Here is a 24,308-nt window from a genome sequence, read left to right as displayed (position 1 = left end):
GTCACCCGTTGAAATTCAGATACGTCCTACAAGTCAGTCGGATTGCGAGTGATCGCCCAAGGCAAGAAACCGCTAGACGATAACCGCCGGCCACCACCCAGGGAACATCTGCTGAACCCTGGGCTCAGCGAAACGTTCGTCAATAAGCACCAACACCCCGCGGTCCTGGTCGCCACGGATAACCCGGCCAGCCGCCTGGATCACCTTGCGCACGCCCGGGTAGAGATAGGCATAGTCGAACCCCGCGCCAAACTGCCGCCCAAGGCGCTGCTTGAACTGTTCGTTGACCGGGTTGACCTGGGGCAACCCCAAGGTGGCGACAAACGCGCCGATCAACCGCGTGCCTGGCAAGTCCACCCCTTCGCCGAAAGCACCGCCCAATACGGCGAAGCCCACACCTCGGCCATCGGCGACAAAGCGATCGAGGAATGCCTGGCGGGCCGCCTCGTCCATGCCCGGTTCCTGAGCCCACAGTGGAATCTGGCCATGCTGCTCGGCCAACAGCTGGGCCACCTGTTGCAGGTACTCGAAACTGCTGAAGAACGCCAGGTAGTTGCCCGGCATGCGCTCATACTGTCGGGCAATCAGCTCGACGATAGGTGCCAGGGAGGCTTGGCGCTGCTGGTAGCGGGTGGACACCTGGCTGGCAATGCGTACTTCCAGCTGTTCGGCGCGAAACGGCGCGGACACTTCGAGCCAGGCGGTGTCAGCGGGCATCCCTAGCAGGTCGCTGTAGAAGTGCCGTGGGCTCAACGTGGCGGAAAACAGCGTCACACTGCGCGCCGCCTGCATACGTGGGGCCAGCAGGCGCGCCGGGGTGACGTTGCGCAGGCACAGTGTGGCCAGCCGCCGTTTGCGCGGGCCCTGGCGCTGGCTGATGTCGAACAGGAAGTGCTCATCGAACAGTTCGGCAACCCGGCTGAACTGCAAGGCCTGATAGAAGAACTGCAATACCTGCGGGTCCACGTGTGCCGGCGCTTGGTTCATTTGCTCCTGAATCAGCCCGATGCACTGCTGCAAAGCACGCAACAGCCCGTCGGGCAGCGACTCGCTGGCGTGGTACGGCGCACGCTGCTCTTTATACAGCGCGTTCCAGTACCGGTTTAGGCGGTCCAGCGCACTGACCAGCCCGGGCGGTTTGCTCTGGCGCAAGGCCAGCAGTTGCCCTTGGTCAAGGCTGGCGCTGTACATGCCGCGCCCACGCTCGACCAGGTTGTGCGCTTCGTCCACCAGCACCGCTACGCGCCACTGGTTGAGCTGGGTCAGCCCAAACAGCAAGGCATGCGCGTCGAAGTAGTAGTTGTAGTCGGCAACCAGCACGTCGGCCCAGCGCGCCATCTCCTGGCCCAGGTAGTACGGGCATACCTGGTGTGCCAACGCCACTTCGCGCAGGTTGGCGCGGTCGAGCAACGGCTGTGCGGCCGCAGCCTCGCGTGCTGCCGCCAAACGGTCGTAGAAACCCGCAGCCAATGGGCAGGATTCGCCATGGCAAGCCTTGTCCGGGTACTCACAGGCTTTGTCGCGGGCGATCAACTCCAGTGTGCGCAAGGCAGGTTGCGGCGTGGCATCGGTGATCTGACGGATGGCGTCCAGGGCCAACGCCCGGCCTGGGGTCTTGGCGGTGAGGAAGAACAGTTTGTCCAGCTGTTGCGGCACCATTGCCTTCAGTAGCGGGAACAAGGTGCCTAGGGTCTTGCCAATGCCAGTGCTGGCCTGGGCCATCAGGCAACGGCCGGTGCTCACCGCCTTGTACAAGGTTTCAGCCAGCTGCCGTTGGCCCTGGCGGAATTGTGGATAGGGGAAGCTCAGTGCCTGCAGGCCTTGATCACGATCACCTAGGCGTCGATGCTGATAGTGGGCCCAGCCGAGAAAGCGCTGGCATTGGATTTCGAAGAACTCCCGCAACTCGGCAGCCGTATAGTGCTCGCTGAACAACGTTTGGCCATCGCTGTCCACGTCCAGGTACACCAGCGCCACCTCGATGCTCGGCAGTTGGCGTGCCTGGCACATCAGCCAGCCATAGACCTTGGCCTGTGCCCAGTGCAACTGGCGGTGATTGGCCGGCTGACGCGCCAGGTCGCCTCGGTGCGTCTTGATTTCTTCCAGGCGATTGCTGCCAGGGTCATAACCGTCTGCGCGGCCCCGCACCTTGAGGGTTTCGAATTGGCCTTCGAGGGTGATTTCGGACTCGTAGCCCGCAGCTCGCCGGGCCACTACCCGCTGATGCCCTTCAATGCCTTCCTGGGCGGTGGGCGACGGCGTGAAACGCAGGTCCAGGTCACCGACCTTGGCGCTGAACTCGCACAAGGCACGCACTGCCACGCTGTAGCTCAAGGCGTTTCGCTCCAGCGCACATGGCACACCGCGACGGGCAGGCCGTGTTGCCTGCAGAACTCCAGCCAGCGCAGTTGGTTGTCCTGCAGACGGTCACCGGGCCCCTTGACCTCGACCATGCGATAAAGGCCCTGCTCGGGCCAGAACTGGATCAGGTCCGGCATGCCGGCACGGTTGCTGCGAATGTCCTGCAGCAGGCGCAGAAAGCACTGCTTCAGTTGGGCGGCCGGCAGGCAAGCCAAAGCCTGTTGCAGCAGGTCTTCGCTGAGCATGGACCAGAACACGAACGGCGACTGCAGGCCCTGCTTGCCCTTGTAGCAGTCGAGAATCGCCTGGTGATGGCTGCCGTCATCGAGCCGCCCGAGGCAGCGCTGGAACAGTGCACTGCGCCGTTGCTGGAAGTCGCTGTCGTGCAGGTCCTGTGGCGCAGCCTGGAACGGGTTGAAGAATGCGCCGGGCACCGGGGCGAAGATGGCCTCCCAGCACAACAGGCCAAACAGGCTGTTGAACAACGTGTTCTCCACATAATGTGCCTGCCCCCCCTCTAGCGCCAGGTGCTGACGCACGGCTTCTTCCACGCCCAGTGCCGCGTGCTCGCGGGGCAGTTCAAGTTCGATCAGCTCCAGCGGCGCGACACGCTGGCGCCGCTGTGGCGGGCCGCCAAGCTTGCGCGCCAGGCGTGGCAGCATGCGTTCCAGGGCCTGCACTTCCAGCGCATTGGCCGGTGCCGCAGCCAGCTGTAGCGCCAGTGCATGGGCCTGGGGCCACTGTTCGCTGCGCTCCAGTACCCGCACCTGGCGAATGCGTGCCTGGGCATGGTCGCACTGCGCGTACACGGCCATGGCCAGATCCCAGTCACCCTGGCGCTCGCATTGTTGGCCCAAGGCGAATTGCAGCCGCGCATGGCGCCGGGCCAGCCAAGGGTTTTCACTGTGCAGCCCTTGCAGGGTCGCGAGGATCGACACTGGGTCGCCACCCTGCTCCAGGCGCTCGGCGCACTGGTGCAACGCCATGGCCAGGTCGAGCTCGTCACGCCGTTGCAAGGCTCGGGAATCGCTGCTGAACGGCACCTGCTCGTAGCGCAGCAGGCCAAGGTCGGCGAGGACGAAGTCTGACCAGTCCTGGTACAGGTTGCCGAAGAACAACAAACGCACCCGGTCGCACAGAGGCTGCAAGCACCACTGAAGGATGCGCACCTCGCTGTCGGGAAACCATTCGGCCAAAGGCCGGGCCCGTAGCTCCAGTGGCTTCAGCTGTGCCAACAGCTCATGCTTGGCGGCACGCGGGCGGCTCAGTTGTCGGGCGAAACAACGGGCCAGTTCGTCCTTGCGTAGCAAGGCGAACAGCTGCTCCAGTTCCAGTTGCTCGGGTTCCCGCACCCAGCCCAGGGCCTGCAATGGCTGCAGCGCCAGCGCAGTGTCGCCGATTTCGGCGTAGTCGAGCCGGTCGCTGCGAAACAACTCGCCTTTGCGCATGACCATACGCACCATCAAGGCTTGGGCTGGTGCTTGCAGTTGGCTGAATGCGCGGATGAAAGCCAGTTCCTGGTCATCGAGCAGGTCCTGGTAGCGCTGTTCGACCCACAGCACAACCTGGCGGAAGTTGTACAGGTAGTAGAACGGGTCGTCGACGGAATGGGCGATCACGGGCTAAGGTCAGTTTGCGGTAACAGGCACTGGTTATACATACAGACAAGCATGCCTGACAAGCGCCGTGGGTCAGCTCGATGGTGCTTTGTGTAGGAGCGGCCTTGTGTCGCGATGGGCTGCGCAGCAGCCCCCGGATATCGAGAACAACGCCAATATCACTGGGGCCGCTTGGCGGCCCTTTCGCGACACAAGGCCGCTCCTACAGGGGTTGCGTGACGTATCAAACTACTTGGTTGCTGGAACCATCCCCTCTGCCTCGACCTTGGCACTGCCGATCGGCGCCTGCAGCAGCAGGAAGTACGCCACTGCCGAGCACAACGCCACCACCGCGCTGATCATGAACGCCGTGGTGAACGAGCCCGAATACTGGATGCTGAACCCGGTCACGATCGGTGCCACGGAACCGGCGATGTAACCGCCAAAGTTCTGGATCGAACCAAACGACGCCACGCGCTGGCTGTCGACAATGGTGTTGACGATCATCCAGGCGGTGGCACTGGCCATGTTGATGCTGAACAGCGCCAGGCACAGCAGGATGATGCAGCCGGTCAGGCCGGTGACGAAGGACAGGGGCAAGGTGAACAGCGCGGCCAGCACCAGGCCGGTGATGACACTGAACTTGCGGCCACCCAGCACGCTCATGCCACGCTTTACCAGCCAGTCACAGAAGCGCCCGGCAACGATGGTACCTGCGGCACCAAAACCGTAGGCCAGCGACACGACCCAGGCGGTCTTGTACAGGTCCAGCCCATGTTCACGCTCGAAGTAGCCTGGCAGCCAGGTCAGGTGCAACCAGAGCATGTAGATCACCCCCATGAAACCCAGCACCGCGCCCCAGGTACTGCGGTGCTTGAACAGGTCGAGCCAGCCGGCGAAGTAGGATGCCTTCGGCGTGGCTGCAGCGGTTACCGGCGCCTGGTGCTCGCCCGGCAATGGCTTGCCTTCGGCCGCAAGCTCTGCCAGGTAACGGGCCTTGCTCTTGTAGAAGGTCAGCCAGCACACCGCCAGTACCACGCCGATCACACCGGTAATGATGAACATGCCGCGCCAGCCGAAGTTGACCATGAACAGCGTCAGCAAGGGTGGCGCCAGGCATGGGCCCAGGCACGTCGACGACCAGACCACGCCGGTCGGGGTGCCGCGTTCGTTGGCGTCGAACCACTCCGACAAGGCTTTGGCCGCCGATGGGAACATCGGCGCCTCGCCAATCCCCAGCAATACCCGCAGGCCCATGAATCCGGCAAAACTGTTGACCATGCCAAACGCTGCCTGGGCTACCGACCAACCCAGCAACGAGGCACCCAAGGCGATCTTGCTGCCCAGGCGGTCGATGATCATGCCCATGGGCAATTGGGCAAAGGCATAGGCAATGGAAAACGCCGACAACAGAATGCCCATCTGCGACGGGCTGATCATCATGTCTTTCTGGATGGAGGTGTTGGCAATCGACAGCGCACTACGGTCCAGGTAGTTGACGATGCCGATCAGCAGCAGGAACACGACGGTGATGCGCTGGTACTTCTTCATAGGGTTCATGTGATGACCTTTCTTATTATTGTTGCCGCGCTATCAGCGCCTTGACGATCCCTCGATGCTGCTGCGCCCCTCCCTGACGCAGCGTGTCGTTCAAAACTGGCGCGCGGTGGCTGCAACCTCCAACAGGCCACGTTGGCCAAGGTTGTCGATCAGCGCGCGCAGGCCAAAGGCCCACTGCGGTGCCAGATCGCTGGTGGTCACGCGGTTGCACAGAGTACCCAGTTGCGGGTTGCTGATGCTCACCACGTCACCCGGTTTGTGGGTAAAGCCGTTACCCGGCTGATCGCGGTCCTGCTTGGGAGCGAACAGGGTACCGAGGAACAGCACCAGGCCGTCGGGGTATTGGTGATTCTCGTTGAGGGTTTGCTGCACCAGGTCTTGCGGGTCACGGCTGATCTGCCGCATTGAGCTACGCCCGGACAGGATGAAACCGTCCATGCCTTCGACCCGCAGGTCCACCTCGGCGGCGCGCACATCGTCCAGACCAAAGCTTTCGTCAAACAGCCGCAGCAGCGGGCCCAGTGCAGTGGACGCGTTGTTGTCCTTGGCCTTGGACAGCAGCAAGGCGCTGCGCCCTTCGAAGTCACGCAGGTTGACGTCGTTGCCGAGCATGGCGCCCTTGATGCTGCCATCGCTCGACACCGCCAGTACCACTTCGGGCTCTGGGTTGTTCCAGCTGGACTTGGGGTGGATGCCAATGTCGGCGCCGTGACCAACGGCCGACAGCGGCTGGGCCTTGGTGAACACTTCGGCATCCGGGCCGATGCCCACCTCCAGGTACTGCGACCACAGGCCCTGCTCTACCAGCACCTTGCGTAGCGCTTCGGCCTGGGCCGAGCCAGGTACGATCTGCGACAAATCGGCCCCGATGCGGCTGGCCAGGGTGTCACGGATAGCGTCAGCCTTGGCCGGGTCGCCCTTGGCCTGTTCTTCCACCACACGCTCCAGCAGGCTGGTGGCGAAGGTCACGCCTGCGGCCTTTACCGCTTGCAGGTCGATCGGCGCCAGCAGCCAGGGTTGGCGTGGGTCGCGCTGAGCGGGGTCGCTGTTGCCCAGCAATGCCGGCAACGCAATCAAGGGTTCGGCCAACGGCAAGGCACGCAGGTAGGCCACCGGGTCGGCCACTTCCAGCAGGGCCGATACAGTCGCCACGTGGGTGCTGATATCGTAGACGGCACCGCCTTTCACTAGCACCACCGCCGGCCCTTGGTCCGGCAACCAGACCCGCCCTACCCAGCTGCCGTTATCGAACACGCTGGCATCATGTTTTAGCGTCAGCGGTTGATTGGCGTTCGATCGTTCAGTCATCGGTGTACCCTTAATGTGCATCAATGGGAAAGTGCCGGCAGTTGCAACTGCCCGGCCAGGCGGTCAAGGTCGGCCACCACCTGAGGCGAAAGATTCACGCCCTGCTCCAGGGCCTGGCGACGCAGGGCAAGGCCAGCTTGCCCAGGCAAACGCACCGGGCGCTCGGGGTCGAGCGGGCGGCTGGCAAGTACCAGTCGGCCCAGGAAGCTGGTTTCATCGGTGAACGCTTCCAGGCCGCCAAAGAAGCGCGGGTCGATGACCACGGCAGTAGCCGAGGCACCCCACTGCTCTGGTGCATCCTTGCGCCCGTGGCCGCCCAAACCCGACGTCAGGGCTTCAACCAGCAGCGCCAGGGCGAAGCCTTTGTGGCCAAAGGCCTGGCCACCCAAGGGCAGGATGCTGCCTTGCGGGCGAGTGAAGAAATCACCTGGGTCGTCGCTCAGTTGCCCGTCATTGCTCACCACTACCGGGTGCGGCAGGCGGCTGCCGGCATCGCGGCATTGGCCGACCAGGCCGAGGGTGACGGTGGACATGCTGACATCGAGCAGAATCGGTTCGCCCTGGGTCGGGATACCGGCAGCAATCGGGTTGGGGGTGTACACCGGGTCAATGCCGCCATGGGCGCAAACCAGCCCCAACGAAGGGTCCGAAGAGTAAACCATGGCCACCAAGCCCTGGTCGGTGTAGGGCTTGAGGTAGGCAGCCAGGCAGCCGATATGCGCCGCACGGCGCACCACTGCAATACCGATGCCCTGTGCGGTCGCGCCCTTGGCCGCACAGTCCAGGGCCCGGCTGACGCAATACGGCCCCAACACATAATGGCCGTCGAACAAGCTGGAAATGCCACTGTCCGCGACCTGTTCCAGCGCCTGCGCGCGGGCCTTGACGTGCCCGCTGAGCATACCGTCGATGTAGCGGCTGACCAGGTTCAGGCCATGGGTACGATGGCCGAGCAATTCGCCTTCGAGCAGCACCCGGGTCACCGCCTGGGCGACATCGGCATCGGCACCGGCTTTGGTGAACAGTCGCTCGACAAACGTGGTCAGTGCTTGCGCGTCGTACTGCGTGTTTTGAGTCATGGCAGTTACCTCGAAAAGGGGACGGGAGCGGTCGATCAGGTCACTGCCCCAATCTGCCAGGGCACGAATTCGTTCTGTCCATAGCCGTGCTGTTCGCTCTTGCTGCGTGCTCCGGAGGCAATGCGCAGCATCTGTTCGAAGATGAATGCGCCGCGCTCCTCGATACTGGTAGAGCCGTCGGCGATGCCACCGCAATTGACGTCCATGTCCTCTTGCTGGTGCTCGAACACCCGGTTGTTGGTCGCCAGCTTGATCGACGGTGCCGGGGCACAGCCGTAGGCCGAACCACGGCCGGTGGTGAAGGCGATCAGGTTGGCCCCCCCGGCCACCTGACCGGTGGCCGATACCGGGTCGTAGCCAGGGGTGTCCATGAACACCAGGCCCTGGGCACGCACGGCTTCCGCGTACTGGTACACATCGACCAGGTTGCTGGAGCCAGCCTTGGCCACCGCACCCAGGGACTTCTCGAGGATGGTGGTCAGCCCCCCTGCCTTGTTGCCGGCCGAGGGGTTGTTGTTCAGTTCGGCGTTCATGCGCTGGCAGTAGTCTTCCCACCAGCGGATGCGCGCCACCAGCTTTTCGCCCACCTCACGGCTTACCGCGCGGCGCGTCAGCAAGTGCTCGGCACCGTAGATTTCCGGGGTCTCGGAGAGGATCGCGGTGCCACCGGCTGCCACCAGGCGGTCGACAGCATTGCCCAATGCCGGGTTGGCGGTAATCCCCGAGTAACCATCGGAGCCGCCACACTGCAGGCCGACCACCAGGTGCCGGGCGCTGACCGGCTGACGCCGCACCTGATTGGCCTCGGCCAGCAGCGTCTTGACCTGTGCGATACCGGCTGCGATGGTTTTCGACGTGCCACCAATCCCCTGGATGGTGAATGCGCGCAGTTGCGCGCTGGCCTGCAGGCCCTGGGTTTCCAGCAGGCTTTCGATCTGGTTGGTTTCGCAGCCCAAACCAATGATCAGCACGGCAGCGAAGTTGGGGTGAACGGCATACCCGGCCAAGGTGCGGCGCAGCAGGCCAAGGGCTTCGCCGCTGGGGTCCACTGCGCAACCGGCACCGTGGGTCAGGGCCACCACGCCGTCGATGTTCGGATAGTCGGCCAGCACCTCGGGATGGATGTCACGGCGAAAATGGTCGGCCACGGCGCGGGCCACGGTCGCCGAGCAGTTCACCGAGGTAAGAATGCCGATGTAGTTGCGGGTAGCGACCCGGCCATCGGCGCGCACGATGCCCTGAAACTGTGCGGTGCTGCCCGGCTGAGTGCGGGTATCGACACCAAAGGCATAGTCACGGGCAAAATCGCCCATCTGCACGTTGTGCACATGGACATGGTCGCCAGCGTCGATAGCCTGCGAAGCGAAGCCGATGATCTGCCCATAACGGCGCAGCGGCTGGCCCTGCTCCACACGCTCGGTGGCGAGCTTGTGGCCCGAGGGAATTGGCTGGCGCACGGTGATCGCCTCGGCATCCAGGCGCAGCCCTTGCGGCAGGGCCTGGCGAGCAATGAGCACATTGTCCAGCGGGTTGAGGCGGATGACGGCTGGGTCACCGGATTTGGCAATCAGTTGCATGGGACCTCTCAGGGCGGTGCGGCTGACTTCTTGTTATGGCTGTCGCCACTGTAAGAAGCCTTGCGCAACATTCCCAATGAGATGATCCGATCGAACGATAACCTGGCGTTATCGCAACAAGATATCGGTGCGAAATCTTCAATCGACTATGGGGGCCATTGGGTCGTGCAGCAGCCCCCCGCTTCCTATGCTAGCGCTGCCCTGCGACGTTGTGCGCCCTCCAGCAAGATCTCGACAAACGCGCGGGCCGAAGCACTCAGCGGTTCATCCTTGCGGGTGACCACACCATACTCCAGCGCCGGCACATGCAAGGGGCTGTGCAGCTCCTTGAACTGCCCGCTGGCCAACTGCGCAGCAACCATCGAGCGCGGTAACATGGCGATCATCGGGGCTGATTGCAGCAGTTGCAGGAACATCGGCATGGAGATGGTCTCCACGCTGTCGGCGGGCGTTGCGATACCGGCCACCCGAAACGCCTGCTCCAGGCGGTTGCGGATCGGCGTGCCCACCGGGTACAGCACCCACGGCCAGTCGCCGAGTGCTTCCAGTGGCGTGCTGTCGAGCTGGTTGAGCGGGTGCTCGCTGTTCACTACCAGGCTGAAGGGCTCGGGCTCCAGCGGCTGGAAGTCGAACAGTTGGCTGAAACGCTCTTCGGTGAAACGGCCAATCATGATGTCCAGCTTGTTCTGCTCAAGCATGGTCAGCAGGTGATCACTGGAATGCTCCACCACTTCAATCGACAGCAATGGGCTGCGTGCCTTGATGGCGGCGATGGCCTGCGGCAGCACCAAGGCGGTTGCGGCAAAGATCCCACCAACGCGGATAAAGCCATGCCCGCCGTTACGCAGGCGGTTGACCTGGTCGACAAACTGTTGCGACTCGGCCAGCGCACCCTGGGCGTAACGCACCACGTATTCACCCAGCTCGGTGGGCGGCATGCTGCGTGGCAGGCGCTCGAACAGGGCAAAGCCGAACTGCTCCTCAAGGTCACGCAGCATCTTGCTGAGTGCTGGTTGGCTGAGGTTCATGCGCGTGGCAGTAGCGTGCATGTTGCGCGTGCGCGCCAGGGTATCGATCAGCACCAGGTGCTTGTAGCGGATCCAGTTGCAAAAACTGGAATGGGTCATGTCCGGCGGCATAGACGCAGGGCCTCGTGCGGGTGAAAGTTATTGAGCGCGCAAATAGCCCAGCAAGGTATCGAGGGCAACCGAGTTGGGCCGCGAACGCAGGGTCAGCACGCCAAGGTTGGCCATGGCCAGAGGAAGTTCCACGGGCAGGATGGCGACCATGCCATAGCGGGCATAGTGCTGGGCCACGTCATTGGGCACCACCGCGATCATTTCAGACGCTTCGAGCATGGCAGTGGTCGCCAGGATCGAGGCGGTTTCGACGATATCCAGCGACTGCACCATGCCCCCGGCCTGCAATGCGCTTTCGACGCGGCGGCGCATCGGGCTGCCGATGGGGTGCAGAATCCAGGTCAAGTGCACCAGATCGGCTAGCTGCAGGCAGGCGACTGTAGCCAAGGGATGGCCTGCGCGGGCAATCACGCGCATTTGTTCACCGCCTTCGAACAGCTCGATGTTCAACGCCTGGCTGTCGCTCTGGTCCGGCAGGCGCCCCACCACCATGTCGAAGTCGCCACGCAGCAAGGCGGGCAGCAAAGTATCGCTGGTGCCTACTTCCAAGGCGATGCGCACGTTGGGGTGGTCGCGTTTGTAGGCCAGCACCGCCTTGGTCAGCACACCCGGTACCGGGCCCATGACGCTGCCCACCCGCACCAGGCCGGAAGCCCCGCGCGCCAGTTCGGCAATTTGCGCCTGGGCATGCTCGAACTCATGCAACGCGTTCTGCGCATAGCGGATCATCACCTCGCCATACAGCGTCGCTTGCATACCCCGTGGCAGGCGTTCGAACAAACGCACCCCCAGGCGCTCCTCGAGCTGCTGCAGCAACAGGCTGGCAGCCGGTTGCGTGGTGTGCATCGCGGCCGCCGCACGGCGCAGGTTGCCGAATTCGCCCAAGGCATTGAGCAACGTGATCTGCCGGCTGGAGATCTTCAGTGCGCCGAGGCTGGCAGGCACCTGGGTATTGTCGGTTGACGAGCGAGACATATCGAATCCGGTATCGCTGGTTAAGATTTGGCGATTATGCCTGTATCGCTCGACAACCTACAGTCAGCGCTCCCAGTGCTTGAACAGAACAAGAGCCGACCATGAGCATACGTATTACCCACCTGAGCGTTCGTGACATCCGTTTCCCCACTTCGCTGTCGCTGGATGGCTCCGACGCCATGAACAGCGCCCCCGACTATTCGGCGGCCTACGTGGTGCTGCACACTGACGCAGCAGCCCTTGAAGGCCACGGCCTGACCTTCACCATCGGCCGTGGCAACGAGATTTGCGCGGCAGCGGTGCAGTCGCTGGCCCCCCTTATCGTCGGCCTTACCCTTGAAGAAATCACCGCCGACATGGGCGCTTTCTGGCATCGCTTTACCGTCAGCGACAGCCAGCTGCGCTGGCTGGGCCCGGAAAAGGGCGTGATCCACCTGGCCACTGCCGCCATCATCAATGCCGTATGGGACCTGTGGGCCAAGCACGAGGGCAAGCCCGTCTGGAAGCTGCTGGCCGACATGACACCCGAACAGCTGGTGCACTGCCTGGACTTCAGCTACGTCACCGATGTGCTCACACCCGAAGAAGCCATCGCCCTGCTGCGCCGTCAGGCACCTGGCAAAGCCCAGCGCGAGGCGCAGATGCTGCGTGAAGGCTACCCAGGCTACACCACTGCACCGGGCTGGCTGGGCTACAGCGAAGAGAAAATGCGCACGCTGGCCCGCGAGGCCGTGGCAGACGGTTGGACCCATATCAAGCAGAAGATCGGTGCCGACCTGGAAGAGGACATCCGCCGCGCCAGCATCCTGCGCGAAGAAATTGGCTGGGACCGCACCTTGATGATGGACGCCAACCAGGTGTGGAGCGTGGAGCAGTCTATTGCCAACATGCGCCGCCTGGCTGCCTTCGAACCACTGTGGATCGAAGAGCCGACCAGCCCCGACGACATCCTCGGCCACGCCACCATACGCCAGCGCATCGCGCCGATTGGCGTGGCCACCGGTGAGCATTGCCATAACCGGGTGATGTTCAAGCAGATGTTCCAGGCCGGTGCGCTGGACTTCTGCCAGCTGGACGCAGCCCGCCTGGGTGGCCTGAACGAAGTGCTGATCGTACTGCTGATGGCGGCCAAGTACGACGTGCCGGTGTGCCCGCACGGCGGTGGCGTCGGGCTGTGCGAATATGTGCAGAACATTGCCTTGTTCGACTACATCGCGGTGTCGGCCTCGTTGCACAACCGGGTGCTGGAGTATGTCGACCACCTGCACGAGCACTTCATCGACCCGGTGGTGATCCGACGCGGGCGCTACATGCCGCCACAACGCCCCGGTTACAGCATTGAAATGCACGCCGAGACCCTGGAGCGCTACCAGTACCCCAATGGCGCAGTGTGGCTCGACATCAACCGCTCCTGACCCACAGACCTGGGTGTGCCGTGGCCACACGGCACGCCACCAGCACTTTTCATGGGGAAAAAAACAATGACAACCCTCACCCGCGCAGCGGCTTCGGCCCCTGCCGCCACGAACGAACAGCGCCTGAACAGTTTGCTGCTACGCAGATTGATGCCACTGCTCATCGTCGTCTACGTGATGAGCTTTCTTGACCGCACCAACATCGCCCTGGCGAAAGCCAGCATGGGCATCGACCTGGGCCTTTCGGCAGCAGCCTATGGCCTGGGCGCTGGCTTGTTCTTTCTCACCTATGCCCTGGCCGAAGTGCCCAGCAACCTGATCATGCACCGGGTGGGCGCGCGCTTCTGGATCACCCGCATCATGATTACCTGGGGCCTGCTCTCGGCGGGCATGGCCTTCGTCCAGGGTGAAACGTCGTTCTACATCATGCGCCTGTTGCTGGGGGTGGCCGAAGCGGGCCTGTTCCCCGGTGTAATGTTGTACCTGACCTACTGGTTCGACCGCGAACAGCGCGCCCGCGCCACCGGTTACTTCCTGCTGGGCGTGTGCCTGGCCAACATCCTCAGTGGCCCGCTGGGCGGTGCCCTGCTGGAAATGGATGGTGTGCTGGGCTGGCACGGCTGGCAGTGGCTGTTCGTGCTCGAGGGCCTGCCTGCCGTGGCCTTGGCCTTCGTGGTGTGGAAAAAGCTGCCGGACGGCCCGGCCTCGGCGCCCTGGCTGTCGGCCGCCGACGCCCAGGACATCGAACGCCGCCTGGCCGCCGAACGGGCTGCCGCACCGCAGCAGAGCAAGCTGGGGCAGATGTTCCGCGACCGGCAGATCTGGCTGGCGATCGGGGTGTACTTCGTGCACCAGATCACCATCTACACGGTGATTTTCTTCCTGCCCGGCATCATCAGCACCTACGCTGCCCTATCACCCTTCCAGGTCGGCCTGCTGACAGCAGTGCCCTGGATTGCCGCTGCCATAGGCGCCGCCACCTTCCCACGCCTGGCCACCTCACCGCGCCGCTGCCGCACGCTGCTGTTCTTCGGCCTGTTGACCATGGCCACCGGGTTGCTGCTGGCATCGCTGAGCAGCTCCTTCATTGGCCTGATCGGTTTTTCCCTTACCGCACTGATGTTGTTCGTGGTGCAGTCGATCATCTTTGTCTTCCCCTCCAGCCGTCTGAGCGGTAACGCACTGGCGGCGGGCCTGGCCTTCGTCACCACCTGTGGCCTGTTGGGTGGCTTCGTCGGGCCGTCGGTGATGGGGTTGATCGAGCAGACCACCGGTAGCACCCGCCACGGTCTATGGATCATTGCAGCATTGCTCGTATTGGCGGCACTGGTCAGTACCCGTTTGCGCCAAGGGCAGGAACAACACTAAGTAGTACGCAATTTCACGCCCCTGCCAGGAGCAGCCTTGTGTTACGAAAAAGCCATGAATGCCTCATGCAGTTATTTGGCATGCCGAACCTTTCGCAGCACAAGGCTACTGCTACAGGTTGCGAGTACGACGCCCGCAACGCGGCTCCAACGCCTGTGCCAAGCGCGTTACCGCCTGTTGCAGATCATCCGGGTGCCCCCCCAACCACATCAATGCCAGGTATTGCGTGTAGCGCCCCTGCAGGCTGAACTGCTCGCCGGACAGCACATGCAACGGTGAGCCTGCCAACGCTGCGTTAATACCCTCCCACACCAGCGGCTGACGGAAGCGCACCCACAGCATCTGCCCGCCTTGCGGCATCTCCAGCACCACCCGCTGGCCGAATTGCAACGCCAGCACACGCGCCAGGCATTGCGTGCGCCTTTGCAGGTCCAGGCGTAACTGTACCCATTGCGTCTCGATTTCCCCCTTGCCCAGCATGTGCGCAAGCGCCTGCAAGCGTAGCGGCGCCAGCCGAAATGCTCGCTCGGCGAACGCCTTGGCCAACTCGGCGTCACGGCTCAGTAAATAGGCATACGGCGCTTCGGGCCCCACCGCAGCCTCGAACGTGCCCATCACCAACAGCCAACGCGGGTCCACCCAGTCGCGCAAGCGTTTGTTCGGTGGCCCGCTGTAACAGAGTTCGCTGTCCAGGTCGTTTTCCAGCAACCACACAGGGTACTGGCCAAGCAATAGACCAAGCTGCTGCTGATAGTACGGTGAAAGCAGCCGCCCTTGTGGCATGCCCAGGCACGATGGCATGACCAGCATGTTTACCGGCTCGCTCCCCAGCAACCTGGCCAAGGCAGGCAGGTCTGGGTTGCCCTGAGCATCCAGTGGCACCTCCAATACGCGCATGCCAGCACGCGCCAAGGCGCGTAAAACCTGCCAGCAACAGGGCGAATGTACCAGCACAGTACCGCCATGCAAGGCCAGCGCCGCGAGCAGTGTCTCGATCAACGCCAGCACATCGGGGGCCAGTTGCACATCATCGGCACGCCAGTACTGGCTGGAGGAGCGGGTATAGCGTTCAGCAATGGCATTGCGCAATCGGGTGCTGCCAAGCGCATCCCAGGGTGCAACGCTGCAGTCACGTTGGCGGGCCAGGCGCCGCTCGTGGCCTAGCAGAATGCGCTCCAACAGCGGCTGCGCCGGCAAGGGAGGCTGCCTGTGCGTAGCCACGGCCTGTTCTTTGCCAGCGTTATCCACGTAATAGCCCGACCTCGGCCGGCAGTGCACGCGGCCCTCTTCTTCCAGCAGGCTATAGGCATTCTGTACCGTGGCCAACGACACCCGCAGCCGCCGGGACAGCGCACGCAATGACGGTAACCGGCATGGGCCATCGCCAGCAGCCTGATCGATCAATGCTTCCAGGTAGCGATACACCTTGCGATACGCGAACTCGCCGGCGGTCGCTCGCCCCATCAAGGCAGCCCCACAAAGCCGCGCCGCCGCCCCGACGCCTGCCGCGGCAACAACCTCAGGTGCACATCGCGGCGGGCCAGATAGTTAAGCAGACGCCAGGCAGTCAGCGGCAACTGCCCGGCATAAATCGCCCGCAATTGGCCCAGCGGCATGCCACTTGTGTTCACCAACCAGGCTTTTACCGCATCGGGGCAGGGTTTGCCTTGCAAGGCCCTGTGCAGGTACGGCAACGCTACCAGCATGTCGGCATGCCGACACTGCAAGAACCGCTCGAGGTTTTTCCCCTGCCTGGCAAAGGGGCTGAACAGCAAGCACACCAATTGGGTCTGATTGATGCCGTAGGCTTTGCCGAGTTGCAACTGATGTGCCTCGCGCTGTTTGCTACCGGCCACCTGCCCTGCCAGCCGCAGCGCTGGACGACCAGCCTGTGGCTCCAGACTGCGCGCACGCAGTTGGTGCAACTGTGCCATGGTTAGCGAGTCGACGAATTCCGACAGTGGCAAAGCATCCGGGACGGCCTCGAAACCACACCCCAGCATGGCATCAAGCGGCTGCTCTTCAAGCAAGTGCGGCAGCAAGTCATCAAGGGCTAACAGCCGCACCGTCGCCCCTTCCGGTGCAGCACCCAATGCCGGCTCTGCCAGGCTACCCTGCGCGCCACCGGCAGCGCCATGTAACCGGCCCAAGCCATTCACCAGCGCCGCCAGGCACTGGTGTACCGCATACGGACCGCGCTCCCCGGCAAAGCGCAGGCTACGCCTCGCCCACGCCAGGTATCGACGGCGCTGAAAGGCGGGTATAGCCGTGACCAATGCATCGGCGGGCGCCTCTGCCAGCAGCGCAAAACCAACGGCACCCGCCAGTTCCAGGTGCAAGCGGCTACCCAGCAGGGCTTCGGGCCTGGCATCGATCAGGTGGCCGAACATCAACATGGCGTCCTTTGCCAGTATCCAATGCTCGGGCGTTGCCGAGGGCCGACGGCTGAACGGCACAACCGTGCACCCCTCGATCATCTGCAATTGCACCCGCGGGTCATCCTGCATGAACAAGGCGCTGAAACTGCGCTCGTGAGCCTCCAGCGTGGCACCATCGACAACCGGCAGGCTGACCACCAGCACCCGCAACTGGAAGGTTTCCGGGGCACGCAGGGCAATACTCAGTTGCGCGGCACGCAGCATGGCCAGCAGCCGGATGCCCTGGGGATCACTGCCTTGCAATACCTGCAAACGGAAGGTACCGATGTATTCGGGCCCGCCGGCAGCAACCAGCAGCCGTTGTATCAGCAACTGCAGGGAAGCACGTTGTGCCTGGGACATGTGGCTCAGCAAGCGTTCGAGCACTTGCTGGTAGATATAATGCATTGCCTGGTCGTGAATAGCAGTCACGAAATCACCTCATCAACTTCATGCAGCCAGCGAATGCCGAGCCAAACACTGGCGCGTCGACATACCCTGAACTTTTCCAGAAGAAATTTCCTACAACAAAATGAAAGTAATGACGTAACCCTTCACTGTCGCCAAGCCATCGAAAAATAACCACCACTGCGACGGCCAGCCGCTGCCACACACCGCCCTACTCCAGGCATAGCCATGCTCATTCCACGCTCCTTGCGCAAACTATCATTGGGCCATTATCGAGAGGAATTCAGAGCGAATTGAAGACACAGTTCACGGTAAAAAAACCATTCAGCAAAAGTGCGACCCCACATTGCACCCCAGAGAAAAAGAGTTCAAGCCTGAATACTTGGCGCAATATTTCCAACACCCCGAAAGTCATCGACCAGAATGTAGTCCATGTCGTATTTAATCGTAGGAACGCTCCTACTTTTTAAGACTTAAATCATTTTACCCCACGCATAAAAAAACCCGGGACGCTGCCCGGGCTTTCCGATAACACAAAGAACCGTCAGTGTTGTGCCATGTCCAGCACCACACGTCCGCCACACGGGCATTGGTCCATATAGCGATGCGCGTCCACCACCTGCTCGAACGGGTACACCTTGATGATCTGCGGTGTCAGCAACTGGTCGGCAGTGAACTGGTTGATATCGCGCAAGGCACGCTGCAGTGCCACCTGATCCTGGCTGATACCAAGTTCTGGTTTGCCGGTGAAGTTGCCGATGCAGTGGACATAGAACTGAATGTTCTTCTGAAATGCCGCACAGGCCGGGAACGGCGTCTGGTTGCCGCCTTGCAGGCCATACAGCACCAGGCTGCCACGCGGTGCCAGCACATCACCCAGCAGCGACATCTGCGGCCCACCCATGCCATCGAGGACCATGTCCACGCCACGGCCATCGGTGTACTTGCCAATCTGCAGCAGCAGGTCCTGCTCTTCGGTAACGATCACTTTGTCGGCACCCAGGCCCAGCAGGTACTCACGCTGCTCCGCTTCCTTGGTGGCGGCGAACACTTTCAGCCCCAGTGCCTTGCCCAGTTGCACGAAAGCAGGGCCGGCGCAATGGCTGGCATCGGTGACCAACGCAGTCTGACCCGCCTTGGCCCGCGTCAGGTCGACGTAGGCGAAATAGGCGATCAGCAGCGGCGTATAGTGCACGCTGGCCTCAATGGGGGTGAGTACATCCGGGTAGCGGGTAATGGCAGTGCGCGGCAGCACGATGACATCACCATACACCGGGTGGTCGTTGGCACTGGTGGCCGGGAAGCTGGCAACCCGATCACCGACGGCAATGTCTTCGACCCCTTCACCGACCGCAGTCACCACCCCAGCCATTTCGTGGCCGATCCCCGCTGGCAGGCGTGCCTGGGATGGTGCCAGGTTCTGGCGCCAAAGCACGTCATACCAGCTGACGCCAATCGCCTCGACGCGGATCTGTACCTCGTCGACAGCGGGTGACGGTTCGGCCTGCTCCTCGCAACGGAGCACATCGGCAGCGCCGAACTTGTGGAAACGGATCATGCGGGACATCGCATACCTCGCCTTTGTGAACCTCTAATTACCACTGACTTTATCCGGGCTTTGCTCGTTAGACCATCAGTGGTCATTAATAGTCGACATGCTTGTCATCGATTGGGCACCTGACTTTCCCTGCGATTGGTCCCCCTAAACCCGTGCAGGGTAACAGCCTTTGGCCTTAAGATTCACCCCTGCCCCACTTTAGGCGAAGCACACCGATGAATCGAAACGACCTGCGTCGCGTAGACCTCAACCTGCTGATCGTGTTCGAAACGCTGATGCACGAGCGCAGCGTGACCCGTGCCGCGGAAAAACTGTTCCTCGGCCAACCGGCCATCAGCGCAGCCTTGTCGCGCTTGCGCAACCTGTTCGACGACCCGCTGTTCGTGCGCACCGGCCGCAGCATGGAGCCATCGGCACGGGCCCACGAGATCTTCGCCCTGCTGTCGCCGGCGCTGGATTCGATTTCCACGGCGGTCAGCCGCGCCGCCGAATTCGACCCAGCCACCAGCAACGCAGTGTTCCGCATCGGCCTCTCGGATGACGCCGAGTTCGCCTTGCTGCCGCAACTGCTCAAGCGTATTCGCGCCGAAGCCCCTGGTATCGTGCTGGTGGTGCGACGGGTCAACTACCTGCTGATGCCCACGCTGCTGGCCTCGGGCGAGATTTCGGTGGGTGTCAGCTACACCAGCGAACTGCCGGCCAATGCAAAGCGCAAGGTGCTGCGCCGCAGCATGCCTAAACTGCTGCGGGCCGACAGCGTACCCGGCAACATCACCCTGGACGACTTCTGCGCACGGCCGCATGCACTGGTGTCGTTTGCCGGGGACCTGTCTGGCTTCATCGATGAAGCCCTGGAAGAACTTGGCCGCAAGCGGCATGTCGTGCTGGCGGTGCCGCAGTTCAACGGGCTGGGGAGCTTGCTGGCGGGCACCGATATCGTCGCCACGGTGCCGGACTACACCGCAGAGGCGTTGACGGCGGCGGGCGGGTTGCGCGCCGAGGACTTGCCCATACCCGTGCGCAGTTTCGAACTGCACATGGCCTGGCGCGGGGCGCAGGACAACGACCCGGCGGAGCGGTGGCTGCGGTCGCGGATACAGATGTTCTTCGGGGATCCGGACAGCCTTTGATTCGCACCCCTAACGTGGGTCTTCACATCCAGCACGCTTGAAGCTCGCGTCGGGCTTGTTCACGCGAAGCACAAAGCCTGACCTACGCCGACGCATTCCCTGCGTGATCATGGCGTGCTTCACCGTCGTCACGCTGCCGGTGCCCTTGATGCGCAAGGCACAGCCATCCTCTGACGCCCATTGCCCCTGCTCAAGGCCTGTGCTGCTCAGGCTTGGCCTCGACACCGCGCACATCGGCGTATGTTGTCGCTTTCCATCAAGAGCAGCCCCTCACCCTCCCCTAGATTAACTCCCGAGCGAGCCCCTGATCGAACCCCAGGGGCAGTGTCTGGAGGAGACCAGCCATGCAATCCGTCGAGCAGTTCAAACACAGCACTTCCATTGCAGATTGGGCCGAGCAGCGCCCGGAACACGCCTTCACCTTGCCCTCGCGGTACTTTTTCGACGAGCAGATCTTCGCTGCCGAACGCGACCGTATCTTCATGAGTGCCTGGCACCTGGCCGGCCATCGCAACGAGTTCGCCGAGCCTGGTCAGTTCGTGGTGTGCGACATGTTCGACCAGAGCGTGGTGGTGGCCTGTGGCAACGATGGCAAGATCAATGCCTTCCACAATGTCTGCCAGCACCGTGGCAATCGCCTGCTGGATGTGCGTCGTGGTAACGACATCCGAGTGCTGCGCTGCGCCTACCACTCCTGGTGCTACGAAATGGACGGCAGCCTGCGCAGTGCGCCACGCAGCGAACGGCTGATAGCCTTCGACAAGCAGCAATTCAACATTCCCAAGGTCCGCGTCGAAGAACTCGGCGGTTTCGTCTACTTCAACTTCGACGCAGACGCGCCGTCGCTGGCGGAGCTGTTCCCAGGTGCCGACGAAGAAATGCGCGCGGTCTTTCCCGACCTTGGCAAGATGCGCCTGATCGAAGAGCAGGACGTGATCGTACCGGCCAACTGGAAGGTGATCATGGACAACTCCATCGAGGGGTACCATTTCAAGTTGTCCGGGCCCTGCCATATCGACCTGGCCAAGCTGATCGACTTCAAAGGCTACCGCCTGACCAAGCGCGACAACTGGTGGACGTACATCGCACCGGCCAACCAGCAGGCCGAGGAAGCCTACGGCGTCAAGCTGAGCGGGCCACGCAACCCCGACGAGCGCTTCTTCAACATCGGGCTGTGGCCGAACAACACCTTCTATACCTTCCCCTTCTCGGCGTTTCTCGGCACGTTCATCATGATCCCGCTGGACGCCGAGCGCTCACTGCTGCGTTTTGGCTACTACAGCCCCCACGAGCAGGTCCCGGAGGTTTCCCACGCCTGCATGAAGTGGATGAACGAGGACCTCGGCCCCGAGGACATCGAGCTCAACATCAGCGTGCAGAAAGGCCTGCGTTCGCTCGGCTACGACCAGGGCCGCTACATGATCGACGCCGAGCGCAGCAACGAAAGCGAGCATTTGGTGCATCACTTCCACAAGCTGGTGTTCGACGGCATCGGCGCAGGCCGCTGACCACTGTCATGGGGGAGCCTTTATGCTCGGGCATGAATACGACTATGTGATCATTGGTGCCGGCTCGGCCGGCTGCGTGCTGGCCAAGCGCTTGGGAGAGAACCCGGCCCTGCGCATCCTGGTGCTGGAGTCCGGCCCGCCGGACGCCAGCTGGACCATCGACATGCCCTCGGCAGTGGGCATCGTGGTAGGCGGCACCCGCTTCAACTGGAGCTACACCAGCGAACCGGAGCCGGGCCTGGACGGCCGACGCATCGGCACACCACGCGGGCGCACCCTGGGCGGCTCGTCGTCGATCAACGGCATGGTCTACATTCGTGGCCATGCCCGCGACTACGACGGCTGGGCTGCACAAGGCTGCGAAGGCTGGAGCTATCGGGAGGTGCTGCCCTACTTCATGCGGGCGCAAAACCATCGGGACGGCGCCAACACCTACCGCGGCGCAACCGGGCTGCTTCACGTCACACCAGGCGATACCTCGCCGCCACTGTGCCAGGCCTTCATCGAGGCCGGCCAGCAAGCCGGCTATGGCGTGAGCAGCGACCTCAATGGCCACCGCCAGGAAGGCTTTGGCCCGGTCGACCGCACCACCCGCGACGGCAAGCGCTGGAGCACCGCGCGCGGCTACCTGGCTGAAGCACTCAAAGGCGGCAACGTCACCATCGCCACCTCGGCGCTGAGCCGGCGGATTCTCTTCGACGGCGAACAAGCCTACGGGGTGGAGTTCGAAATGGACGGCGTGGTGCACCAGGTGCGTGTGCGCCAAGAGGTGCTACTGAGTGCTGGCGCCATCAACTCACCGCAACTGCTGATGCTTTCTGGCGTCGGCCCGGCCCAGCATCTGCGGCGCCTGGGCATCCCCCTGGTACGCGACCTGCCGGGAGTAGGCCAGCGCCTGAACGACCATCCCGATACCGTCGTGCAGTACCGCTGCAAGCAGCCGGTGTCGCTCTACCCCTGGACACGTGCACCGGGCAAATGGCTGATCGGCGCGCGCTGGTTCGCCAGCCACGATGGCCTGGCGGCTAGCAACCATTTCGAGGCGGGCGCGTTCATCCGCTCGCGGGCCGGGGTGGAGTTTCCCGACTTGCAACTGACGTTCATGCCGCTGGCGGTCCAGCCAGGCAGCGTCGACCTGGTGCCCGAGCACGCCTTCCAGGTGCACATCGACCTGATGCGCCCCACCAGCCTGGGCAGCGTCAGCCTGGTCAGCACCGATCCGCACCAGGCGCCGCGCATCCTCTTCAACTACCTGACCACCGAGCGCGACCGCGCCGACATGCGTGCAGGCGCCCGCCTGGTACGCGAGATCCTCGCCCAGCCGGCCATGCGCGCCTATGCCGGTGACGAGCTGGTACCCGGTGCCGACCAGGTGAGCGATGCGCAGCTCGACGCTTGGGCGCGACGCATCACCGAGACTGGCTACCACGCCAGCGGCACCTGCAAGATGGGCCCGCCCAGCGACCCCGAAGCAGTGGTCGACCCACAATTGCGCGTGCACGGTCTGCGCGGGCTGCGGGTGGTCGATGCCTCGATCATGCCGCAGATCGTCAGCGGCAACACCAACGCGCCCACGGTGATGATCGCCGAGAAGGCCAGCGACCTGATCCGTGGCCTCACCGCGCTTACCGCAAGCGATGCACCTGTGTGGGTTCACCCACGCTGGCGCGAATGCCAGCGTTGAGGGGTACTTGCCAAAGCCGGCCCACTGCGCTTGCATAGGCGCAGCGGGCCTTTCCTGTGAACGAGGTGCCGGCCAATGCAGCCGGCGCCCATTGCCGAGCCTGGTGCAACCATGAAACGATCCGAAACCCTTGACCTTCAGTGGCAGGGCCCTGCCAGCCCTCCGCTGCGCATCGGCATTCTGTTGCTGCCATCGTTTTCCAACTTCGGCCTGGCCTCGCTGATCGAACCGCTCTCGATCGCCAACTGGCTGGCCCAGTGCAACCTGTTCCAATGGACCCTGCTCTCGGTAGACGGCCAGCCGGTGCCCGCCAGCAACGGCCTGCTCGCCGGTGCCCAGGCGGGCATCGGCGAGCACAGCGAATTCGATGCCTGCGTGGTGATCGCCAGCTTCGATGTGCACCGCCACGCGCGCAACCCGGCCCTCAAGGCCTGGATCAAGCGCCAGGCGGCCTTCGGCGCAGTCATGGTAGGGATCGAAACCGGCACCGAGCTGCTGGCTGCGGCAGGTGTGCTCGACGGCCACCCGGCCGCCGTCCATTGGGACAACCTGCAAGGTTTCCAGGAAAGCTACCCTAGGGTGCAAGCCTGCGCGCAGCTCTACTCGTTGGGCCGCAAGCGCCTGACCTGCGCAGGCGCCACTGCCGTGCTGGACATGGTGCTCAGCTGGCTGGACCGGCTGGCCGGTGGCAACCTGGCACGCGAAGTGGCCATGCACATGCTCATCGAGCAGGTACGCGAGCCGCAGGTCCAGCAAGCCGAAGGCTATCGCCGCAACCTGCATGCCCAGGCCGGCAAGATGGGGCGGGCCATCGAGTTGATGGAACAGCACCTGGAAGAACCGCTGAGCTGCGAGGCCATCGCCGAGCGTGTGGCACTGTCGCGTCGCCAACTGGAGCGCCAGTTCATGCAGCACACCGGCCTTACGCCGCTGAAGTACTACCTCAGCCTGCGCCTGGCGCGCGCCCACAACCTGTTGCAGCAAACCCGCATGAGCGTTGCCCAGGTTGCAGCCAGTGCAGGTTTCGGCTCGCTGGAACACTTCTCCCGCGCCTACCGCGCCAAATTCGGCTGTGCACCGAGCAACGACCGTTCGCAGAGTTTGAGCGCCCCGGTCATGCGCCAGCCGTTGGGGCATGACCGGCAGCCGTTGGCGATCTGATCTCGGTGCAGTGCGCGGGCTTGCACAGATGCATCGCCGCCCTGGGGCGCAAAGCGCCCCAG

The 24,308-nt window shown here is 63.1% G+C and carries 17 protein-coding genes; 6 read left to right on the top strand and 11 right to left on the bottom strand.

The genetic code is table 11. The features are described 5' to 3' along the window. Positions 1-72 precede the first annotated feature (72 nt). The 8 genes from Q9451_RS15445 to Q9451_RS15410 form a co-directional block, all read right to left on the bottom strand. Positions 73-2,334, bottom strand: coding sequence for an ATP-dependent DNA helicase (locus tag Q9451_RS15445; protein WP_012272567.1), 2,262 nt, complete (start codon positions 2,332-2,334; stop codon positions 73-75). Further along, positions 2,331-3,980, bottom strand: coding sequence for a VRR-NUC domain-containing protein (locus Q9451_RS15440; protein WP_012272568.1), 1,650 nt, complete (start codon positions 3,978-3,980; stop codon positions 2,331-2,333). Before Q9451_RS15440 ends, Q9451_RS15445 begins: the two co-directional genes overlap by 4 nt. Before the next feature lie 228 nt (positions 3,981-4,208). Beyond that, a complete protein-coding gene (locus Q9451_RS15435) occupies positions 4,209-5,510 on the bottom strand; it encodes an MFS transporter (protein ID WP_049773234.1) in 1,302 nt (433 codons plus the stop codon). 99 nt (positions 5,511-5,609) lie between these two features. Continuing rightward, positions 5,610-6,827, bottom strand: a complete 1,218-nt coding sequence (locus Q9451_RS15430; protein ID WP_012272570.1) for a fumarylacetoacetate hydrolase family protein — start codon at positions 6,825-6,827, stop codon at positions 5,610-5,612. A gap of 20 nt (positions 6,828-6,847) precedes the next feature. Continuing rightward, the gene (locus Q9451_RS15425) at positions 6,848-7,906 is read right to left on the bottom strand and encodes an Ldh family oxidoreductase (protein WP_012272571.1); all 1,059 of its coding nucleotides are present in this window, start codon (positions 7,904-7,906) and stop codon (positions 6,848-6,850) included. 35 nt (positions 7,907-7,941) lie between these two features. Continuing rightward, on the bottom strand, positions 7,942-9,483 hold the full coding sequence (locus tag Q9451_RS15420; protein ID WP_012272572.1) for an altronate dehydratase family protein: 1,542 nt from the start codon (positions 9,481-9,483) through the stop codon (positions 7,942-7,944). 185 nt (positions 9,484-9,668) lie between these two features. Continuing rightward, the gene (locus Q9451_RS15415; RefSeq protein ID WP_012272573.1) at positions 9,669-10,622 is read right to left on the bottom strand and encodes a LysR family transcriptional regulator; all 954 of its coding nucleotides are present in this window, start codon (positions 10,620-10,622) and stop codon (positions 9,669-9,671) included. A gap of 27 nt (positions 10,623-10,649) precedes the next feature. Continuing rightward, positions 10,650-11,597 (bottom strand): LysR family transcriptional regulator, encoded by a 948-nt coding sequence (locus tag Q9451_RS15410; RefSeq protein ID WP_012272574.1) that lies wholly within the window; start codon positions 11,595-11,597, stop codon positions 10,650-10,652. A 101-nt stretch (positions 11,598-11,698) separates the two neighbouring features. On the opposite strand from Q9451_RS15410, the gene Q9451_RS15405 reads away from it, so the two are divergent. Together Q9451_RS15405 and Q9451_RS15400 are read left to right on the top strand one after the other, a co-directional pair. Next, positions 11,699-13,012, top strand: a complete 1,314-nt coding sequence (locus tag Q9451_RS15405; RefSeq protein WP_012272575.1) for an L-fuconate dehydratase — start codon at positions 11,699-11,701, stop codon at positions 13,010-13,012. 66 nt (positions 13,013-13,078) lie between these two features. Beyond that, on the top strand, positions 13,079-14,380 hold the full coding sequence (locus Q9451_RS15400) for an MFS transporter (RefSeq protein ID WP_012272576.1): 1,302 nt from the start codon (positions 13,079-13,081) through the stop codon (positions 14,378-14,380). Between the two features lie 111 nt (positions 14,381-14,491). On the opposite strand, the gene Q9451_RS15395 is transcribed toward Q9451_RS15400, so the two are convergent. The 3 genes from Q9451_RS15395 to Q9451_RS15385 all read right to left on the bottom strand — a co-directional run bounded on the left by Q9451_RS15395 (position 14,492) and on the right by Q9451_RS15385 (position 18,772). Further along, a complete protein-coding gene (locus Q9451_RS15395) occupies positions 14,492-15,844 on the bottom strand; it encodes a GntR family transcriptional regulator (RefSeq protein WP_012272577.1) in 1,353 nt (450 codons plus the stop codon). Further along, the gene (locus tag Q9451_RS15390; RefSeq protein ID WP_345960963.1) at positions 15,844-17,229 is read right to left on the bottom strand and encodes a hypothetical protein; all 1,386 of its coding nucleotides are present in this window, start codon (positions 17,227-17,229) and stop codon (positions 15,844-15,846) included. The genes Q9451_RS15395 and Q9451_RS15390 overlap by 1 nt, the downstream gene beginning before the upstream one ends. Positions 17,230-17,749: 520 nt before the next feature. Beyond that, positions 17,750-18,772: a zinc-dependent alcohol dehydrogenase family protein gene (locus Q9451_RS15385; protein WP_345960962.1), complete on the bottom strand. Its 1,023-nt coding sequence runs from the start codon at positions 18,770-18,772 to the stop codon at positions 17,750-17,752. Between the two features lie 206 nt (positions 18,773-18,978). Here Q9451_RS15385 and Q9451_RS15380 point away from each other — a divergent pair, with 206 nt between their 5' ends. From Q9451_RS15380 to Q9451_RS15365, 4 genes are all read left to right on the top strand, one after another. Continuing rightward, positions 18,979-19,893, top strand: a complete 915-nt coding sequence (locus tag Q9451_RS15380; RefSeq protein WP_012272580.1) for a LysR family transcriptional regulator — start codon at positions 18,979-18,981, stop codon at positions 19,891-19,893. 344 nt (positions 19,894-20,237) lie between these two features. Further along, positions 20,238-21,401, top strand: a complete 1,164-nt coding sequence (locus Q9451_RS15375) for an aromatic ring-hydroxylating dioxygenase subunit alpha (protein ID WP_012272641.1) — start codon at positions 20,238-20,240, stop codon at positions 21,399-21,401. 22 nt (positions 21,402-21,423) lie between these two features. Continuing rightward, on the top strand, positions 21,424-23,085 hold the full coding sequence (locus Q9451_RS15370; protein ID WP_012272642.1) for a choline dehydrogenase: 1,662 nt from the start codon (positions 21,424-21,426) through the stop codon (positions 23,083-23,085). A gap of 111 nt (positions 23,086-23,196) precedes the next feature. Further along, positions 23,197-24,246 (top strand): GlxA family transcriptional regulator, encoded by a 1,050-nt coding sequence (locus Q9451_RS15365; RefSeq protein WP_049773300.1) that lies wholly within the window; start codon positions 23,197-23,199, stop codon positions 24,244-24,246. Positions 24,247-24,308: the final 62 nt, after the last annotated feature.

The sequence above is a fragment of the Pseudomonas sp. NY8896 genome (assembly GCF_039634505.1).
Note: the sequence above shows the minus strand (reverse complement) of the source record. Positions and strands in the feature narration are given on the sequence as shown.

Excerpts from the sequence above, each read along its gene's own strand:
- Q9451_RS15365 (WP_049773300.1), top strand. The coding sequence starts at position 23,197 with ATGAAACGATCCGAAACCCTTGACCTTCAGTGGCAGGGCCCTGCCAGC.
- Q9451_RS15430 (WP_012272570.1), bottom strand. The coding sequence starts at position 6,827 with ATGACTGAACGATCGAACGCCAATCAACCGCTGACGCTAAAACATGAT.
- Q9451_RS15420 (WP_012272572.1), bottom strand. The coding sequence starts at position 9,483 with ATGCAACTGATTGCCAAATCCGGTGACCCAGCCGTCATCCGCCTCAAC.
- Q9451_RS15380 (WP_012272580.1), top strand. The coding sequence starts at position 18,979 with ATGAATCGAAACGACCTGCGTCGCGTAGACCTCAACCTGCTGATCGTG.
- Q9451_RS15385 (WP_345960962.1), bottom strand. The coding sequence starts at position 18,772 with ATGTCCCGCATGATCCGTTTCCACAAGTTCGGCGCTGCCGATGTGCTC.
- Q9451_RS15410 (WP_012272574.1), bottom strand. The coding sequence starts at position 11,597 with ATGTCTCGCTCGTCAACCGACAATACCCAGGTGCCTGCCAGCCTCGGC.
- Q9451_RS15370 (WP_012272642.1), top strand. The coding sequence starts at position 21,424 with ATGCTCGGGCATGAATACGACTATGTGATCATTGGTGCCGGCTCGGCC.
- Q9451_RS15400 (WP_012272576.1), top strand. The coding sequence starts at position 13,079 with ATGACAACCCTCACCCGCGCAGCGGCTTCGGCCCCTGCCGCCACGAAC.
- Q9451_RS15435 (WP_049773234.1), bottom strand. The coding sequence starts at position 5,510 with ATGAAGAAGTACCAGCGCATCACCGTCGTGTTCCTGCTGCTGATCGGC.
- Q9451_RS15405 (WP_012272575.1), top strand. The coding sequence starts at position 11,699 with ATGAGCATACGTATTACCCACCTGAGCGTTCGTGACATCCGTTTCCCC.
- Q9451_RS15395 (WP_012272577.1), bottom strand. The coding sequence starts at position 15,844 with ATGGGGCGAGCGACCGCCGGCGAGTTCGCGTATCGCAAGGTGTATCGC.
- Q9451_RS15425 (WP_012272571.1), bottom strand. The coding sequence starts at position 7,906 with ATGACTCAAAACACGCAGTACGACGCGCAAGCACTGACCACGTTTGTC.
- Q9451_RS15375 (WP_012272641.1), top strand. The coding sequence starts at position 20,238 with ATGCAATCCGTCGAGCAGTTCAAACACAGCACTTCCATTGCAGATTGG.
- Q9451_RS15415 (WP_012272573.1), bottom strand. The coding sequence starts at position 10,622 with ATGCCGCCGGACATGACCCATTCCAGTTTTTGCAACTGGATCCGCTAC.